At 71.5% G+C, this 17,417-nt stretch carries 17 protein-coding genes; 3 read left to right on the plus strand and 14 right to left on the minus strand.

All coding sequences use genetic code 11. The features are described 5' to 3' along the window. Nucleotide 1: 1 nt before the first annotated feature. Complete coding sequence (locus BHU06_RS02880; RefSeq protein WP_070397614.1) at nt 2–934, minus strand: inositol monophosphatase family protein; 933 nt, start codon at nt 932–934, stop codon at nt 2–4. 127 nt (nt 935–1,061) lie between these two features. Between BHU06_RS02880 and BHU06_RS02885 the strand changes: the two genes are divergently transcribed. Together BHU06_RS02885 and cysE are read left to right on the plus strand one after the other, a co-directional pair. Continuing rightward, a complete protein-coding gene (locus tag BHU06_RS02885; protein ID WP_070397615.1) occupies nt 1,062–1,796 on the plus strand; it encodes an RNA methyltransferase in 735 nt (244 codons plus the stop codon). A gap of 28 nt (nt 1,797–1,824) precedes the next feature. After that, the gene (gene cysE / locus BHU06_RS02890) at nt 1,825–2,598 is read left to right on the plus strand and encodes a serine O-acetyltransferase (protein WP_070397616.1); all 774 of its coding nucleotides are present in this window, start codon (nt 1,825–1,827) and stop codon (nt 2,596–2,598) included. 93 nt (nt 2,599–2,691) lie between these two features. On the opposite strand, the gene BHU06_RS02895 is transcribed toward cysE, so the two are convergent. The 3 genes from BHU06_RS02895 to yjgA are packed head-to-tail and all read right to left on the minus strand — an operon-like array spanning nt 2,692 to nt 4,423. Further along, complete coding sequence (locus tag BHU06_RS02895) at nt 2,692–3,168, minus strand: peptidylprolyl isomerase (protein ID WP_070397617.1); 477 nt, start codon at nt 3,166–3,168, stop codon at nt 2,692–2,694. Nucleotides 3,169–3,191: 23 nt separating this feature from the next. Beyond that, a complete protein-coding gene (gene mog, locus BHU06_RS02900) occupies nt 3,192–3,794 on the minus strand; it encodes a molybdopterin adenylyltransferase (protein ID WP_070397618.1) in 603 nt (200 codons plus the stop codon). After that, nucleotides 3,791–4,423, minus strand: a complete 633-nt coding sequence (gene yjgA, locus BHU06_RS02905) for a ribosome biogenesis factor YjgA (protein WP_070397619.1) — start codon at nt 4,421–4,423, stop codon at nt 3,791–3,793. The genes mog and yjgA overlap by 4 nt, the downstream gene beginning before the upstream one ends. Before the next feature lie 68 nt (nt 4,424–4,491). On the opposite strand from yjgA, the gene pmbA reads away from it, so the two are divergent. Then, nucleotides 4,492–5,898 (plus strand): metalloprotease PmbA, encoded by a 1,407-nt coding sequence (pmbA, locus tag BHU06_RS02910; protein WP_070397620.1) that lies wholly within the window; start codon nt 4,492–4,494, stop codon nt 5,896–5,898. Nucleotides 5,899–5,940: 42 nt separating this feature from the next. On the opposite strand, the gene BHU06_RS02915 is transcribed toward pmbA, so the two are convergent. The 10 genes from BHU06_RS02915 to ntrB all read right to left on the minus strand — a co-directional run bounded on the left by BHU06_RS02915 (nt 5,941) and on the right by ntrB (nt 17,397). Beyond that, on the minus strand, nt 5,941–6,387 hold the full coding sequence (locus BHU06_RS02915; RefSeq protein ID WP_070397621.1) for a GatB/YqeY domain-containing protein: 447 nt from the start codon (nt 6,385–6,387) through the stop codon (nt 5,941–5,943). Between the two features lie 117 nt (nt 6,388–6,504). Beyond that, on the minus strand, nt 6,505–6,717 hold the full coding sequence (gene rpsU / locus BHU06_RS02920) for a 30S ribosomal protein S21 (RefSeq protein WP_009520186.1): 213 nt from the start codon (nt 6,715–6,717) through the stop codon (nt 6,505–6,507). A gap of 247 nt (nt 6,718–6,964) precedes the next feature. After that, a complete protein-coding gene (locus BHU06_RS02925; RefSeq protein ID WP_175442790.1) occupies nt 6,965–8,176 on the minus strand; it encodes an NAD(P)/FAD-dependent oxidoreductase in 1,212 nt (403 codons plus the stop codon). Nucleotides 8,177–8,207: 31 nt separating this feature from the next. Further along, a complete protein-coding gene (gene cobA, locus BHU06_RS02930) occupies nt 8,208–8,996 on the minus strand; it encodes a uroporphyrinogen-III C-methyltransferase (protein WP_070397623.1) in 789 nt (262 codons plus the stop codon). Further along, complete coding sequence (gene ybiB, locus BHU06_RS02935; RefSeq protein ID WP_070397624.1) at nt 8,977–9,894, minus strand: DNA-binding protein YbiB; 918 nt, start codon at nt 9,892–9,894, stop codon at nt 8,977–8,979. The genes cobA and ybiB overlap by 20 nt, the downstream gene beginning before the upstream one ends. Before the next feature lie 70 nt (nt 9,895–9,964). Continuing rightward, a complete protein-coding gene (locus BHU06_RS02940) occupies nt 9,965–12,754 on the minus strand; it encodes a nitrate reductase (protein ID WP_070397625.1) in 2,790 nt (929 codons plus the stop codon). Beyond that, entirely contained in the window at nt 12,751–13,146 is a 396-nt protein-coding gene (gene nirD, locus BHU06_RS02945) for a nitrite reductase small subunit NirD (RefSeq protein WP_070397626.1), read from the minus strand. Before nirD ends, BHU06_RS02940 begins: the two co-directional genes overlap by 4 nt. Further along, nucleotides 13,143–15,632 (minus strand): nitrite reductase large subunit NirB, encoded by a 2,490-nt coding sequence (gene nirB / locus BHU06_RS02950; RefSeq protein ID WP_254668103.1) that lies wholly within the window; start codon nt 15,630–15,632, stop codon nt 13,143–13,145. Before nirB ends, nirD begins: the two co-directional genes overlap by 4 nt. Before the next feature lie 26 nt (nt 15,633–15,658). Beyond that, entirely contained in the window at nt 15,659–16,501 is an 843-nt protein-coding gene (locus BHU06_RS02955) for an ABC transporter ATP-binding protein (RefSeq protein WP_070397627.1), read from the minus strand. A gap of 29 nt (nt 16,502–16,530) precedes the next feature. Beyond that, nucleotides 16,531–17,397, minus strand: a complete 867-nt coding sequence (gene ntrB / locus BHU06_RS02960; protein ID WP_070397628.1) for a nitrate ABC transporter permease — start codon at nt 17,395–17,397, stop codon at nt 16,531–16,533. Between the last annotated feature and the right edge of the window lie 20 nt (nt 17,398–17,417).

Here is a 17,417-nt window from a genome sequence, read left to right on the forward strand (position 1 = left end):
CTCACTCGCGCTCGGCGGGGTCCTCGGTGTCCGGCGCCGCGTCCGCCTCGGGGGCGGCGGGCTTGCCCACCGTCTTGCGCGCCGCCGCGCGGGCCTGGCGCACCGCGGCCTTGTCGCCCGCGCTGGCGAACTTGCTGTACTTGCCCGTCAGGGCCACCAGTTGGCCATAGACCCGGGGGTTGGCTGCCAGGCATTCCTTCTGCTCCAGGAAGTCCGGCTCGCCGGTGAAGTTGCCGATCAGGCCGCCGGCCTCGGTCACCAGCAGCGCGCCCGCCGCCACGTCCCAGGGCGACAGGCCCATCTCGAAGAAGCCGTCGGAAAAGCCGGCGGCCACGTAGGCCAGGTCCAGCGCGGCCGAGCCCGGGCGGCGCACGCCAGCCACCTTGGGCATGACCTCGCCCAGCATCTGCATGTAGGTCTGGAAGGCGTCGCCCGGGCGGAACGGGAAGCCCGTGGACAGCAGGCAGTCGCGCAGCGAGGTGCGCTTGGCCACGCGGATGCGGCGCTCGTTCAGGTAGGCGCCGCGCCCCCGCGTGGCGCAGAACAGGTCGTTTCGGGAGGGGTCGTACACCACGGCCTGCTCGATGCGGTTGCCCACCATGAGCGCGATGCTCACGCAGTAGACGGGAAAGCCGTGGATGAAGTTGGTGGTGCCGTCCAGCGGATCGATGATCCACACGTGGTCCTTTTCGCGGCCCTTGCCGGGCTGCTGGCCGGACTCCTCGGCCCAGATTCCGTGGCCGGGGTAGGCGGTTTTCAGGGTCTCGATGATCGCGGCCTCGGCCGCGTGGTCGATCTCGGTGACGAAATCGTTGGTCTGCTTGGCCGTCACCCGCACGGCTTCAACGTCGAGCGCGGCGCGGTTGATGATGGCGCCGGCGGCGCGCGCGGCCTTGATGGCCACGTTGAGCATGGGGTGGTAGCTGGACGACATGGATTGTGACCTTCGCGCCGGGGCGCAACGGTGAAGAGCAGGGGGTGGGGGCGCGCCGGGCCCGGCGATGCGGGCGGCGACAATGGCGGGCGATTTTACTAGGCCGGCGCCCAACGCCGTTCCCCGCATGAAAACCCGCTTCGTCCTGATCGAAACCAGCCACGCCGGCAACGTCGGCGGCGCCGCGCGCGCCCTCAAGGTCATGGGCTTCGACGAACTGGTGCTGGTTCGCCCGCGCTGGCCCAATGTGCTGCGCAAGGAGGAGACCATCCAGCGCGCCAGCGGCGCCACCGACGTGCTGGCCAAGACGCGCGTGGTCGACACGCTGGACGAAGCCCTGGACGGCATCACCCACCTGTGCGCCACCGCCATGACGCCGCGCGACTTCGGCCCGCCCACGCGGGCCCCGCGCGAGCACTTCGCCGCCCTGTTGGCCGAGCCCGCGCCGCCGTCCGGCGTGGCCTTCCTGTTCGGCAGCGAGCGCTTCGGCATGGCCAACGAGGACGTCTACCGTTGCCACGCGGCCCTGTCCATTCCCACCGCGCCGGGCTATGGCTCGCTCAACCTGGCGGCCGCGGTGCAGCTCATCGCCTACGACTGGCGCCAGGCCCTGGGGGGCTTCGCGGTCGACTCGCCCGTGGCCGCGCGCCCGGGAGCCGACGCGGCGGCCGTGGCCGGCATGCTGGAGCACCTGCAGCAGGCCCTGGTGGCGGTGGACTTCCTGGACCCGGCCGCGCCCAAGAAGCTGATGCCGCGCCTGCAACAACTCTTCAACCGCGCGCAACCCACCGACGAAGAAGTCCACATTCTTCGCGGTGTTGCCCGCGCCATGCTGCAGACCGCCGAGCGCGCGAAACGCTAGACTGCACGGCCCTGATACAGCCCGTCTCATGTTCGACCGCCTCCGCTCCGACGTCCAATGCATCCTTGAGCGCGACCCGGCCGCGCGCAGCACCTTCGAAGTGCTGACGTGTTACCCGGGCCTGCACGCCGTGGTGCTGCACCGCCTGGCGCATGGCTGCTGGAACCGTGGCTTCAAGTGGCTGGGGCGCTTCATCTCGCACCTGGGCCGCTTCTTCACCGGCATCGAAATCCACCCGGGCGCGAAGATCGGCGAGCGGGTGTTCTTCGACCACGCCATGGGCACGGTGGTGGGCGAGACGGCCGAGATCGGCGACGGCTGCACCATCTACCAGGGCGTCACCCTGGGCGGCACCTCGCTGTACAAGGGCACCAAGCGCCACCCCACGCTGGGCCGCGACGTGGTGGTGAGCGCGGGCGCCAAGGTGCTGGGTGGCTTCGAGGTCGGCGACGGCGCCAAGATCGGCAGCAACGCGGTGGTGATCAAGCCCGTGCCCGCGGGCGCCACGGCCGTGGGCATTCCGGCCCGCATCATCCCCAGCAAGAAGGGCGAGAGCGCCGACGTGACCGAAGACGCCAAGCCCAAGTTCTCGGCCTACGGCATCACCCAGGAAGACGACCCGCTGTCGCAGGCCATGCGCAGCCTGATCGACAGCACCGCCAGCCAGGAGCACCAGATCGCGCTGCTGTGGCAGGCGATCGAGAAACTGGCCGAGGCGCGCGAGCGCGACTGCGTGCCCCGGGACGCCCAGCGCGAAGAGCACTTCCAGGCCGACAAGCTCAACCAGCTGGTGGGCAAGTGAGGTCCTGAGCCTGTGGCGCCGCGGCACCGGTATTTGCCGGGCCGCAGCCACCGTTCCCGGGGGGAAGACGGCCGTCCGGCCGGCGAAGGGGGGTCAGTGGTGGTGGCCGTGCGCGCCGTGCGCGTGGCCGTGCTGGATTTCCTCGGGCGAGGCCGCGCGCACGTCCAGCACCTTCAGGGTGATGGTCAGGTCTTCGCCCGCGAGCGGGTGGTTGCCGTCGAGGTGCACGGTGTCACCCTTGATCTTCTTGACGGTGAACAGGTGGCGCCGGCCCTGCTCGTCGGAGCCTTCCAGCTGGCCGCCGACCTTGATGCCGGGCGGGAACTGCGTCTTCGGGATGCTGGTGACCAGGGATTCGTCGCGTTCGCCGAAGGCCAGCGAGGGCTGCAGGGTGACGGTGGTGCCGAAGCCCTTTTCCTGTCCCTCCAGCGCCACCTCGATGCCGTGCAGCGTGTTGCCGTAGCCGCCGTGCAGGTAGGCGCGCGCGGTCTTGCCTTCGTCCAGCACCTTGCCTTGGGCGTTCTGGATGCGCGCGGTGACGGTGACGACGGTGTCTTTTTCGATTTTCATGGCGGGTTCCTCGGGTGGTGGCTTCAGCGGGCGGGGCGCACCGCGTTCTTCGGGCGCCAGGCCTTGATCACTTCGTCGTGCGTTTCGATGTACGGGCCGCCGATGAGGTCGATGCAGTAGGGCACGGCCGAGAAGATGCCGTTGACGCGCACCGAGCCGTCGGCGTTCTTCGCGCCTTCCAGCGTTTCGGCGATGGCCTTGGGCTGGCCGGGCAGGTTGATGATCAGCGATTCGTCGCGGATGACGGCGACCTGGCGCGAGAGGATGGCCGTGGGCACGAAGGCCAGGCTCACCTGGCGCATCTGCTCGCCGAAGCCCGGCATCTCCTTGTGCGCCACGGCCAGCGTGGCCTCGGGCGTCACGTCGCGCTTGGCCGGGCCGGTGCCGCCGGTGGTGAGCACCAGCGCGCAGCCCAGGTCCACCAGCTCGATGAGCGTCTCGCTGATACGCGCCTGTTCGTCGGGGATGAGGCGGGCCTCGAAAGTGATGGGGTTCTTCAGTGCGCGCGTCAGCCAGTCCTGCAGCGCGGGCAGGCCCTGGTCCTGGTAGACGCCGCTGCTGGCGCGGTCGCTGATGGAGACGATGCCGATGCGCACCGGGTCGTGCGCGGGAGAGGGTTCGCTCATGCTGGGTCGCCGGGTTCGTCGCCTTCGCCGCGCGCCAGCGCGGCCTTGACGTGTTGGAAGATCTCTCGGTAGGCCTTGCCATGGCGCTGCGCCTCGCCGGGCCGTTCCTTCACGGCCTGCGCGTCCTTGCGGGCCTGGCGGATGAGGGTGCGCAGCTGCTGCACGTCGGCCCCGGCGTCCTGGGCCAGCCAGTCGGTGAGGGCGCCGTCGTCGGCGATCAGGCGGTCGCGCCACTGTTCGGCCTGGTGCAGCTGCAGCGTGGCCTCGGCCGAGGGCCGCTGCTGCTCCTCGATGGCGGCCTCGATGGCGGCGATGGTCTCGTCGGGCAGCTTGCGCATGAGCTTGCCGATGTACTGCATCTGCCGGCGCCGGCCCTCGAAGTTGGTGATGCGCCGCGCCTCGGCCAGCGAATCGACCAGGCGGTCGTCCAGGCCCAGGCGGTTGAACAGGTCGCCGCGCAGCGTGAGCAGCTGCTCGCCCAGGTTCTGCAGGCGATCGCTGAGCTTCTTCAGGTCGGTCTTGCTCAGTTCGCCGCCCTTGGCGTCGCGCTTGAGCTCCTGGTCGAGCTCGCTGCCCTCGGCAACAAAGTGGCCGCGAACGAAATAGCCTCGGGTGGGTTTGCGCGACATGGGGAAGGGATGGGGCTTGTGCGGGGCGGCGGACGTCTCGCAAAGGGGCCCGTATCATAGCGGCCGCCATGTCCAAGACCGCCTCGAACACCCCCTTGCCCGGATTCCAGTACAGCCGCCACCAGTTCGAGGAACTGGTCGATCTGGCCCTGGGCCACGCCAAATCCCTGGGCGCGGCCGACGCCGCGGCCGAAGTTTCCGAGGGCGCGGGCCTGAGCGTGTCGGTGCGCAAGGGCGAGCTGGAAAACGTCGAGCGCAACCGCGACAAGTCCCTGGGCGTCACGGTTTACCTGGGCCGCCGCCGCGGCAACGCCAGCACCTCCGACTTCTCCGCCGCCGCCGTGCGCCAGACCGTACAGGCCGCCTACGACATCGCCCGCTTCACCGCCGAAGACCCCGTGGCGGGCCTGCCCGACGCGCAGGACGTGGCCTCTCGGGCCGACCGCGCGCGCGACCTGGACCTCTTCCACCCCTGGGCCGTCACCTCGGAGCAGGCCGCCGAACTGGCCCTGGCCTGCGAGGCCGCGGCCTTTGCCACCAGCAAGAAGATCACCAACAGCGAAGGCGCCAGCGTCTCGGCGCAGCAGTCGCACTTCTTCGGCGCGCACCTGCGTGGCGGCGAGCGCGGCGGCGACGGCACCTTCAGCGGCGGCTACGCCAGCTCGCGCCACAGCCTGTCGGTGGCGCCCATCGCCGGCAAGGGCGCGCAGATGCAGCGCGACTACTGGTACAGCTCCATGCGCGCGCCGCAGGACCTGGCCACGCCCGAGGCCGTGGGCCGTTACGCCGCCGAGCGCGCGCTCTCGCGCCTGCGCGCGCGAAAGATCGCCACCACCGAGTGCCCGGTGCTGTTCGAATCGCCCCTGGCCGCCGGCCTGCTGGGCGCCTATGTGCAGGCCACCAGCGGCGGCGCGCTGTACCGCAAGACCAGCTTCCTGGCCGACAGCCTGGGCAAGCCGGCCATGGCCGCTCACCTGGACATCGACGAGGACCCCTTCGTGCGCGGCGGCAAGGGCAGCTCGCCGTTCGACGACGAGGGCGTGCGCACCGCGCCCCGCCGCGTGGTCGAGGGGGGTGTGGTGCAGGGCTATTTCCTGTCCACCTACTCGGCGCGCAAGCTGGGCATGCGCACCACCGGCAACGCGGGCGGGTCGCACAACCTCACGCTGACCAGCCGGCGCACGAAGGCGGGCGACGACCTCGACGCCATGCTCAGGAAGCTGGGCCGTGGCCTGTTCGTCACCGAGCTCATGGGCCAGGGCGTCAACCCCGTCACGGGCGACTACTCGCGCGGCGCCGCGGGCTACTGGGTCGAGGACGGCGTGATCGCCTACCCGGTGCAGGAGATCACCATCGCCGGCAACCTCAAGGACATGCTCATGGGCGTCGAGGCCGTGGGCGCGGACGCCTACAACTACGGCGCCAAGACGGTGGGATCGGTGCTGGTGAACCGCATGAAGGTCGCCGGCAGTTGATGCCAGCGGCGGCGGGCGCCGCCTGGGCGCCGCGCCCGCGGCTTATCCCGCCAGCGCCGCCTTCACCGCCGCCGACACCTGCCCCATGTCGGCCTTGCCCGCCAGGCGCGTTTTCACCGCGCCCATGACCTTGCCCATGTCGCCCGGTCCCTTGGCGCCCAGTTCCGCCACGATGGCCTTTACCTCGGCCGCCACGGCCTCGGCCGACAGGCGCTCGGGCAGGTAGGCCTGCAGCACGGTCAGCTCGGCGGCTTCCTTGGCCGCCAGGTCGGGGCGATTGCCCTGTTCGAAGGCGGCGATGGAGTCCTTGCGCTGCTTGACCATCTTGTCGATCACGCCCACCACGGCGGCGTCGTCGAGTTCGATGCGCTCGTCCACTTCCTTCTGCTTGATCGCCGCCGTCAGCAGGCGGATGGTGGCCAGGCGCTCGGTTTCCTTGGCGCGCATGGCGGCTTTCATGTCGTCGGTGATGCGGGCTTTGAGGCTCATGGTGTCGCTCCGGTGGCGCTGCCGGCAGGCGCAGCGCAGGAAAGAGGGAAGGGGAAACGAAAAAGCCCGCTCTAGCGTCCTGGAGCGGGCTTTCGGTGCCGGACGGACCGGCTTCGTTCAGTACAGCTTCTTGGGCAGCTGCATGGAACGAACGCGCTTGAAATGGCGCTTGACCGCGGCGGCTTTCTTGCGCTTGCGCTCGGCGGTGGGCTTCTCGTAGAACTCGCGGGCGCGGAGGTCGGTCAGCAGGCCGAGTTTTTCAATGGTGCGCTTGAAGCGACGCAGAGCCACGTCGAAGGGCTCGTTGTCTTTGACACGGATGGTGGTCATGTATCGATCGATTCCTGAATATGCGGCCAGAGGATGGCGGGGAAGATCAGGCCCGGCCTTCTTGGCTGCGAGGTGTCCCGTCTGAAACTAGTATTGGCCGACGGGAATTTGCCAGCAAAGCCCGCGATTATAGACGTTTCTACAGCGCTCGCTACCCGGGTCGACCCGCCGCCGGGCCGTCTCCAGGCCGATCAGCCCCCGCGGGCGGGCAGCGACCCGCGCAGCGGTGGGGCGTGGGGGCCCACGCTCAGAGCGCCTGGGCGCAGGCGTGGGCCGAGGCCCAGGCCCACTGGAAGTTGTACCCGCCGAGCCAGCCGGTCACGTCCACCACCTCGCCGATGAAGAACAGCCCGGCCTGGCGCGATTCCAGGGTCTGCTGGGACAGCTCGTGGGTGTCCACCCCGCCGCGCATGACCTCGGCCTTGCGCCAGCCCTCGGTGCCGGTGGGCACCAGCTCCCAGCGCTGCAGGCGCTCGGCCAGGCGGGCCAGGGCGCGGTCGGCGGTTTCCATCACGGGGCGCTGCCAGTCGCCGTCCTGGGCGGCCCAGGCGTCGGCCAGGCGGGCGGGCACCCACTGGGCCAGTTCGTTGGCCAGCCGCTTGCGCGATCGGCGCTTGGCTTCGCTCAGGGCCGCGCCCAGGTCGGTGTCGGGCGCCAGGTTCAGGCGGATCGGCGCACCGGCCTGCCAGTAGCTGGAGATCTGCAGCACCGCCGGGCCCGACAGGCCGCGGTGGGTGAAGAGCAGGTCTTCGTCGAAGGCCATGCGGTCTTTCTTGCCGCCGGTCTCGATGCGCACCGGCAGCGCGAGCCCGGCCAGGCCCGCGTAGGGCGCCCAGGCGGCGCCGTCGAAGGTCAGCGGCACCAGGGCGGGGCGCGGTTCGACCACGCGCAGCCCGAACTGGGCCGCCAGGCGCAGGCCGAAGTCGCTGGCGCCGATCTGCGGGACGGGCAGGCCACCGGTGGCCACCACCAGCTTCGGGGCACGCACCGGGCCGCGGTCGGTGTCCAGCGCGTAGGCGCCGTCGCCGTCCTGCCGCACGGCCCGCACGGCGCAGGGCTGCCAGCGGTCGACGCCGCCGGCCTCGCACTCGCGCAGCAGCACCTGGATCAGGTCGTCGGCCGAGCGGTCGCAGAACAGCTGGCCCCTGTGCTTTTCGTGCCAGGCGACGCCGTGGCGCTGCAGCAGGCCGATGAAGTCGGTGGGGGTGTAGCGCGAGAGCGCCGAGCGGCAGAAGTTCGGGTTCTCGCCCACGAAGTGCTTCTGCGGCGCGCGCGGGTCGAGGTCGCGGTTGGTGAAGTTGGCGCGCCCGCCGCCGGAGATGCGGATCTTCTCGGCGATCTTGGGGCTGTGGTCGATCAGCAGCACGCGCCGCCCGCGCTGGCCGGCGATGCCGGCGCAGAACAGGCCGGCGGCGCCGGCGCCGACGATGATGGCGTCGAAGGTTTGCACGCGCGGCAGTGTAGCCAGCGCGCGCGGCGCTTCCCGCGCTTCAGGCGGCGCGGCTGGCCGGCTCGGGCCGCGCCAGCGAGGCCAGGCCGCGCAGCACGTCGCCCACCACGATCACCGAGGGGCTGCCCAGGCCCTCGCGCCGCAGGCAGCCGCACAGGTCGTCCAGGGTGCCGATCGCGTGGCGCTGCTGCGGCAGGCTGGCGTGCTGCACCACCGCCAGCGGCGTGTCGCCCGGCAGGCCGGCGAGCAGGCCTTGCTCGATCTGCGCCGCGCCGCTCACGCCCATGTAGATGACCAGGGTGAGCTTGGCGTCGCGCGCGGTGGCGGCCAGGGCGGGCCAATCGGTGCCGGCGTCGCCGGGCTTGGCGTGGCCGGTGATGAAGACCACGCCGTGCGCGTGATCGCGGTGCGTGAGCGGCACGCCCAGCGCGGTGACCGCCGCCAGCCCCGAGGTGATGCCGTTGACCACGCGCACCGCGACGCCCTCGGCCTGCAGGTGCTCGATCTCCTCGCCGCCGCGGCCGAAGACGAAGGGGTCGCCGCCCTTGAGGCGCACCACCACCTCGCCCTCGCGCGCGGCCATCAGCATGAGCTTGTCGATGAAGGCCTGCGGTGTGCTGCGGCAGCCGCCGCGCTTGCCCACGCGCACGATGCGCGCCTGCGGGCTGGCGTGTTCCAGCACCGCTTCGTTGACGAGGTCGTCCACCAGCAGCACGGTGGCCGCGCCGATGGCGCGCACCGCCTTGAGCGTGAGCAGTTCCGGGTCGCCCGGGCCGGCGCCCACGAGCGTGACGGTGCCGGGCAGGAAATCAGGCGGTGGTGCGTTCATCGGCGTGGATCTCGGCAAGGATGCAGTCGGCCTGGCGCGCGATGGGCGCGGGCAGGGGGGCCTGGCCGTCGAGCACGGCGCGGGTGTAGGCGGCGGTGGCGGCCGGGTCGATGGCCGGCAGCTCGGGCAGTTGCGCGAGCGGGCCGTCCTGGGCGGCGATGCGCTCGATGCGCTGGCCGTCGCGCAACGCCTCGATGCGCGGCTGGCGGCGGGCGTCGGCCACGGGCTCGCCCTCGGTGCCGCGCAGCAGCAGCGCGTGCGCGCCGGTGAGCGCGAAGGTGGCGGCCATGCTGACGACGTATTCGGGGTGGGTGTGGCTGCCCACGATCAGCGCGGGCCCGTGCACCGGGTTCATGAGTTTGACCAGGCTGTGGCCCGGGTTGCGCAGGCCCACGCTGCGGCGCACGTCCAGCAGGCGCTTGAGGCCGGGCAGCAGGGCCTCGGTGGGCACGAAGGCGCAGGCGCCGGGCGCGATGGCCTGGGCCGGCGCGGCCGGCGCCACGCCCAGCGCGGCGAACACCGCCTCGGCGGTGACCCGCCGGTCTTCGGTGGCGGTGCCGTGCACCAGCACCGCCGCGCCCCGGCGCGCCAGCAGTAGGGCCAGCAGCGGCGTGAGCAGCGGCAGCTTGCGCGCGCCGTTGTAGCTGGGCAGCACCACGATGGGCCGGCTGTTGCCCGGCACGCGGCGCAGGCGCGCGTGCGTGGCGTCGAGGAAGCCGGCCATCTCCTCGGGCGTTTCGCCCTTGATGCGCATGGCCAGGCAGAAGCCGCCCAGTTCGAGGTCGCTCACGGCCCCGTCGAGCACCTGGCCCATCAGGTCGGCGGCCTGCGCGCGCGTCAGCGCCCGCGCGCCGTCTTTGCCGCGGCCGATCTCCTTGATGTACTGGCTGATGCCCATGGTCGGGGGATTGTCTGGCAGGCTTGATGACTTGTCGTTATATGAAGGCCTTCCATGCCCAGAGCAGGAATCAGGCCGGCGCGGTGTCGCGCTCGCGCACCAGGCGACGCAGCTCGGGCAGGCAGGAGCCGCATTGGGTGCCGCAGCGCAGTTGGGTCTGCAGCTGGGCCAGGCGTTCCTCGTCGTTGCCCGGGGTGTCGCCCATGCGCGCCAGGCAGGCGCGGATGGCGCTGTCGCTGACGTTGAGGCAGGTGCAGACCTGCCGCCCGCGCGGGGCCTCGGCCACCGGGGCGTGGCCGCCGGGCATCAGCAGGCGCCGGCCGTAGGCGTCGGCGGGCCGGTCGTCCTGCAGCAGGGGCTTGAGCCAGGCCTCGGCGCGGGTGTCGCCGGCCAGCAGCACGGCGTCCAGCCGCTGGCCCTGGTCGTCCGTGCGGCGCAGGCGCGCGGCGCGGCGCTGGCCCAGGCGGCGGTCGGCATAGCGCAGGGTCTCGGGCGTGTCCAGGCCCAGCAGGGTTTCCAGGCGGTCCAGCAGCGCGGGCGGCGCCGGCCCGTGCGCGGCGGCGCGAAACAGCAGGCCGGTGCGCTCCCGTCCGAAGGGCACGCAGCTGGCGAACGGGAATTCGGCCATCAGGGCGCGCAGCGTGGCCTGCGTGGCCAGGGCGCGTTCCTCGGGCAGCCAGGCCAGGGCCAGCAGGGTCCAGGGCAGTTCGGCCTTGAGTACCTTCACCGCCGCGTGCTTGAGCTCGGGCTGCTGGGAGCCGGGGCAGCGGGCCGAGGTGGTGAGGGCGTTGACGCCGGCCAGCGGCTCGCCGGCGCTGCTGCGCCCGCCCAGGTACTCGGGGCCCCAGTGCATGGCGATGAAGGCCTGGGCCGGCGCGACCTGCCCGCTGGCCTGGGCGGGCAGCACGAGGCTGCCGCGCCGGCTGGTGACGTGCACCAGCTCGCCGTCGCGCAAGGCCAGGCGCTGCATGTCGCCCGCGTTCAGCTGCACGGCCGGCTCGGCCACGTGGCCGAACAGGCGGCCCAGGGTGCCGGTGCGGCCCATGCCGTGCCACTGGTCGCGCAGGCGGCCGGTGGTGAGCGAGAAGGGGTAGCGCGGTTCGCGTGGCTCGGCCAGCGGCCGGTGGGGCAGGGCGGCGAAGCGGGCGCGGCCGTCGGGGGTGGGGAAGACGCCGTCGCCGTAGAGGCGCGCCTTTCCTTGCGTGTCGCCTTCGCGCAGCGGCCACTGTTGGGGGCCGTCCCGGTCGAGCTGGGCGTAGCTCAGGCCGGTGATGTCCAGGTCGCGCCCGCGCGTGGACTCGCGGTGCTCCCGCCAGAGGGCTTCGGGCGTCTCGTGGGGAAAGAGCGCATGGCCCGGGCGCAGGCGGCGGGCGAAGTCGACCACGATGCGCCAGTCGTGTCGCGCCTCGCCGGGCGGCGGCACGGCCGCGCGCACGCGGCTGATGCGCCGCTCGCTGTTGGTGACGGTGCCGTCCTTCTCGCCCCAGGTGGTGGCGGGCAGCAGCAGGTCGGCGAAGCCGGCGGTGGCGGTGGTGGCGAAGGCCTCTTGCAGCACCACGAACTCGGCGCGCTGCAGGGCGCGGCGCACGGTGCGCTGGTCGGGCATGGACTGCGCCGGGTTGGTGCACGCGATCCACAGGGCTTTCACGGCGCCGTCGGCGGCGGCCTCGAACAGCTCCACGGCGCTGAGCCCGGGTTTTTCCGGCACCGAGGGAATGCCCCACAGCGCGGCCACCTCGGCGCGGTGCGCGGGGTTGGCCAGGTCGCGGTGCGCCGAGAGCAGGTTGGCCAGGCCGCCCACCTCGCGCCCGCCCATGGCGTTGGGCTGGCCCGTCAGGCTGAACGGCCCGGCGCCCGGCCGGCCGATCTGGCCGGTGGCCAGGTGCAGGTTGATCAGGCCGGCGTTCTTGGCGGTGCCGCTGCTGCTCTGGTTGAGGCCCTGGCAGTACAGGCTGAGCGTGGCGCCGCGGGCTTGCGGGTCGCCGCTGGCGCCGGTGGCGAACCAGCGCGCGGCGGTGATCAGGTCGTGCACCTCCAGGCCGCAGGCCTGGGCCACGCGCGCCGGCGTGCAGTCGCGCACCAGGGCCTCCAGGGCCTCGAAGCCGCGCGTGTGGGCCGCGATGTAGGCGGTGTCGGTCCAGCCTTCCCGCAGCATGAGGTGCAGCAGGCCGTGGAACAGCAGCGTGTCGCTGCCGGGCTGCAGCGGCAGGTGCAGGTCGGCCGCCTCGGCGGTGTCGGTGCGGCGCGGGTCGGCCACGATCAGCTTCATGCCGGGGCGCGCGCGGCGCGCGTCTTCCAGGCGGCGGAACAGCACCGGGTGCGCGTAGGCGGTGTTGCTGCCGGCGATGAACACGCAGCCGGCGTGGTCCAGGTCCTCGTAGCAGGTCGGTGGCGCGTCGGCGCCCAGGGTGAGCTTGTAGCCGGCGACGGCGCTGCTCATGCACAGGCGCGAGTTGGTGTCGATGTTGTTGGTGCCGATCAGCCCCTTGGCGAGCTTGTTGAAGGCGTAGTAGTCCTCGGTGAGCAGCTGGCCGCTGATGTAGAAGCCCACCGCGTCGGGGCCGTGCGTGGCGATGGCGCCGTTGAAGCGGCGCGCGGCCAGATCCAGGGCCTCGTCCCAGGTGGTGCGCTGCGGCGCGGCGCCGCGCGCGGCACGGACCTGGGGGTGCAGCAGGCGCGTCTGGCGTGCCACGTGGGGGGCGGCGGTGAGGTGCAGGGTCTGGCCCTTGCTGCACAGGCGCCCGGCGTTGGCCGGGTGCGCGGGGTCGCCGCGCACGCCGGTGATGCGATCGCCCTCGCTGTCGATGAGCACCCCGCAGCCCACGCCGCAGTAGGGGCAGGTGGAACGGGTTTCGGTCATGCGCTCTCGCGGCGCCGCGTGGGTGGGCCGGCCACGGGCCGGGTGAGGTCGGTGGCGTGCGTGGCGAGTTCGCCCGCGTCCAGGTGCACCAGGCCGTCGGCCACGCGCACCGCGAAGCGCGGCGTGCAGCCCTCGTCGGGCGCCTGGGCGCAGCCGTCGGCCAGGCCGATGGTCCAGTTGTGCAGCGGGCAGGCCACGCGCTGGTCGAACACGATGCCCTGGCTCAGCGGGCCACCCTTGTGCGGGCAGCGGTCGAGCAGGGCGAACACGCCGCCCTCGGCGTTGCGGAACACGGCCACGTCCAGGCCCACGGGGCGGCGCACGGTGCGCGAGCCCAGCACGGGGATGTCTTCGACGCGGCACACGGGCGTCCATGGGGCGGGAAGGCTCATGCGGCGCTCCCTTCAACGGCCGTGGGCTCAATGGGAATGAACTGGCGCGTGTCCAGCGCGGCCTTCTCGTGCTCGAACCAGGGGTCGGGCTCGCCGTCGAGCGCGGCCTGCAGCTGCGCCCACAGCGCCTTGCGGCCCTCGGCGTCGTCGAGGATGCGCCGCCTGACGTGGTCGATGCCCACGCGCGCCACGTAGTGCACGGTGCGCTCCAGGTACCAGCCCTCCAGGCGGTAGAGCTGCATGAAGGCGCCGGTGTATTCCAGCACTTCCTCGGCGGTCTTGAGCTTGACCAGGAACTGCGCCACCTCGGTCTTGATGCCACCGTTGCCCGCGATGACCATCTCCCAGCCCGAGTCCACGCCGATGATGCCCACGTCCTTGATGCCGGCCTCGGCGCAGTTGCGTGGGCAGCCGCTGACGGCGAACTTCACCTTGTGCGGCGCGTACATGCGCCACATGGCGCGCTCCAGGTCCTTGCCCATCTGCGTGCTGTCCTGCGTGCCCATGCGGCACCACTCGCTGCCCACGCAGGTCTTCACGGTGCGCAGCGCCTTGGCGTAGGCATGGCCGCTGGGCATGGCCAGGTCGGTCCAGACCGATTGCAGGTCTTCCTTTTTCACGCCGAGCAGGTCGATGCGCTGGCCGCCCGTGACCTTGACGGTGGGGATCCGGTACTTGTCCACCACGTCGGCGATGCGGCGCAGCTCGGCCGCCGTGGTCTCGCCGCCCCACATGCGCGGGATCACGCTGTAGGTGCCGTCCTTCTGGATGTTGGCGTGGCAACGCTCGTTGATGAAGCGGCTCTGCGGGTCGTCCCTGGCTTCTTTCGGCCAGGTGCTGATGAGGTAGTAATTCACGGCCGGGCGGCAGGTGGCGCAGCCGTTGGGCGTGCGCCAGCCCAGGCCGGCGAAGACCTCGGCGGTGCTGAGGTACTTGCGGTCGCGGATGGCGTCGCGCACCGCCTGGTGGCCGTGCTCGGTGCAGCCGCACAGGGCCTTGAGCTTCGGCGCGGCCGAGTAGTCGCCGCCGGCGGTGGCCATCAGGATCTGTTCCACCAGGCCGGTGCAGGAGCCGCAGCTGGCGCTGGCCTTGGTGTGCCGGCGCACCTCGTCCAGCGTGAACAGGCCCTTGTCCTTGATGGCCTGGCAGATGGCGCCCTTGCTGACGCCGTTGCAGCCGCAGACCTCGGCCGCGTCGGGCATGGCGGCGGCATTGTGGTGGCCTTCGTGCCCGGTGTCGCCGATGTTGGACTCCCCGAACATCAGCTTGTCGCGGATGTCGGCCACGCTGCGGCCCTCGCGCAGCAGCTTGAAGTACCAACTGCCGTCCACGGTGTCGCCGTACAGGCAGGCGCCCACCAGCTTGTCGTCCCGGATCACCAGCTTTTTGTAGACGCCGCCGCCGGGGTCGCTCATGACGATCTCGTCGGTGCCCTCGCCGCCCATGAACTGGCCGGCCGAGAACAGGTCGATGCCCGTGACCTTGAGCTTGGTGGAGGTGAGCGAGCCGGTGTAGCGGCCGATGCCGAACTCGGCCAGGTGCGTGGCCAGCACCTTGCCCTGCTCGAACAGCGGCGCCACCAGCCCGTAGGCGATGCCGCGGTGCGCGGCGCACTCACCCACGGCGTAGATGCGCGGGTCGGTGACGGTCTGCAGGGTGTCGCTGACCACGATGCCGCGCTCGACGTGCAGCTTCATGGCCTCGGCCAGCGCGGTGTTGGGGCGGATGCCCACGGCCATCACCACCAGGTCGGCGGGGACCTCGCGGCCGTCCATGAAGCGCACGGCCTTCACGCGGCCGTCCTCGCCACCCACCAGCGCCTGCGTCTGCGCGCCGATGAGAAAGTTCATGCCGCGCGACTGCAGCGACTGCAGCAGCAGCCCGCCCGCCACGTCGTCCAGCTGGCGCTCCATCAGCCAGGGCGCCGCGTGCACCACGCTCACGCGCATGCCGCGCTTCATCAGGCCGTTGGCGGCCTCCAGGCCCAGCAGGCCGCCGCCGATGACCACCGCGTGCCGGTACTTCGCGGCGGCGTCGATCATGGCCTGGGTGTCGGCGATGTCGCGGTAGGCCAGCACGCCCTTCAGCTCCTTGCCCGGGATGGGCAGGATGAAGGGCTTGGAGCCGGTGGCCAGGATCAGGCGGTCGTAGGGCGCGCTGAGCGTTTCGCCGCTGGCGTGGCGCGCATGCACCAGCCGCTTGACGCGGTCGACCTCGGTCACCTCGAAGCCGGCGTGCAGCGCGACGCCGTTGTCCGCGTACCAGGCCCAATCGTTGAGCACGATCTGCTCCAGCGTCTGCTCGCCCGCGAGCACCGGCGAGAGCAGGATGCGGTTGTAGTTCGGGTGCGGCTCGGCGCCGAACACCGTGATGTCGTAGAGATCGGGGGCGAGCTTGAGCAGCTCCTCCAGCGTGCGAACGCCGGCCATGCCGTTGCCCACCATCACCAGTTTCATCCGTTGCCGCGGCTGGGCGCGCATGTCCATGGGGCTCTCCTTGGCCGGTGGTGGGTTCAGGCGCTGAGGGCTTCGCACGCCCGGGCCTTGGCGCCGCGCGACAGCGGCTCCACCTTGCGTTGCTTCTCGTGCAGGAAGCTCAGCACCGCGTGGCGGTAGTGGTTGTAGCGGGCGTCGTCGGACAGCGCGAGGCGATCGCGCGGGCGCTCCAGCTCGATGTCCAGGACCTCGCCGATGGTGGCCGCCGGGCCGTTGGTCATCATCACGATGCGGTCGGACAGCAGCACGGCTTCGTCCACGTCGTGCGTGATCATCATCACCGTGTTGCGCAGCTCGCCCTGGATGCGCATCACCTCGTCCTGCAGGTGCGCGCGCGTGAGCGCGTCCAGCGCGCCGAAGGGTTCGTCGAGCAGCAGCACCTTGGGCTGCATGGCCAGGGCGCGCGCGATGCCCACGCGCTGCTTCATGCCGCCCGATATCTCGGCCGGCAGGCGGTGCAGGGCGTGGCCCATGCTCACCATCTCCAGGTTGTGCAGCACCCAGTCCCGGCGCTCGGCCGCGCTCTTGCTGCCGCGAAAGGTCTTGTCCACCGCCAGCGCCACGTTCTGCTGCACCGTGAGCCAGGGCAGCAGCGAATGGTTCTGGAACACCAGCGCGCGGTCGGGGCCGGGCTCGTTCACCTCGCGGCCGTCGACGATGACGCCGCCCGCGCTGGCCTTGAGCAGGCCGGCCACGATGTTGAGCACGGTGGATTTGCCGCAGCCCGAGTGGCCGATGAGGGAGATGAACTCGCCGCGCCGCACGTCCAGGTGGATGTGGCGCAGCACGGGGTTGGCGGTGCGGCCCTTGGTGAAGGTCATGTCCACGCCGCTGATGCTGAGGTAGGCGTTGTCGTTCATGGGGAGGCTCCTGTGGGGGACGGGCGGGTTCAGCCGGCGCTGGTGCCGCGCGTGACGAGCTTGCCGAGGAAGGCGACGCAACGGTCGAGCAGGAAGCCGACGATGCCGACGCAGAAGAGCGCGAGGATGATGTCGCTGATGCGCGAGCTGTTCCACGCGTCCCAGATGAAGAAGCCGATGCCGACGCCGCCGATCAGCATCTCGGCCGCGACGATGGCCAGCCACGACAGGCCCACGCCGATGCGCAGCCCCGAGAAGATGAAAGGCGCGGCGGCCGGCAGCATGATCTGGCCGAAGTACTCGAGGCCGTTGAGCCGGATCACGCGCGCGACGTTGCGGTAGTCGTCGGGGATGTTGCGGATGCCGATGGAGGTGTTGATGATGATCGGCCAGACCGAGGTGATGAAGATCACGAAGATGGCCGAGGGCTGGCCGTCCTGGAAGCCGGCCAGCGAGATCGGCAGCCAGGCCAGCGGCGGCACGGTGCGCAGCACCTGGAACAGCGGGTCCAGGCCGCGCAGGGCCCAGGTGGATTGGCCCACCAGCACGCCCAGGCCCACGCCCGCCAGCACCGCCAGCGAGTAGCCGTACGCCACCCGCTTGAGGCTGGCCAGCAGCTGCCAGGCGATGCCGACGTCGTTGCCGCCGTTGTCGTAGAAGGGGCTGGCGATCAGCTCCCAGGTCTCCTGCACCACCTTGCTCGGCGGCGGCAGCGCCGCGCCGGGGCGCGAGCCCAGCAGTTCCCAGATGAGCAGCAGCAGGCCGGTGATCACCAGCGGCGGCAGCACGTGGGTCATGAAGCCGCGCGCGGCGCGCCGCAGCCCATCGGGCAGCGGGGTCGGGGGCGCGGCGGGCGTGGCCAGCCGGATCGGCTCGACGGTGTCGGTGGTGTTCATCGCGGGGCTCCAGGTGTCGG

It is taken from the genome of Hydrogenophaga sp. PML113, assembly GCF_001777155.1.
Taxonomy (GTDB): Bacteria; Pseudomonadota; Gammaproteobacteria; order Burkholderiales; family Burkholderiaceae_C; genus Hydrogenophaga; species Hydrogenophaga borbori.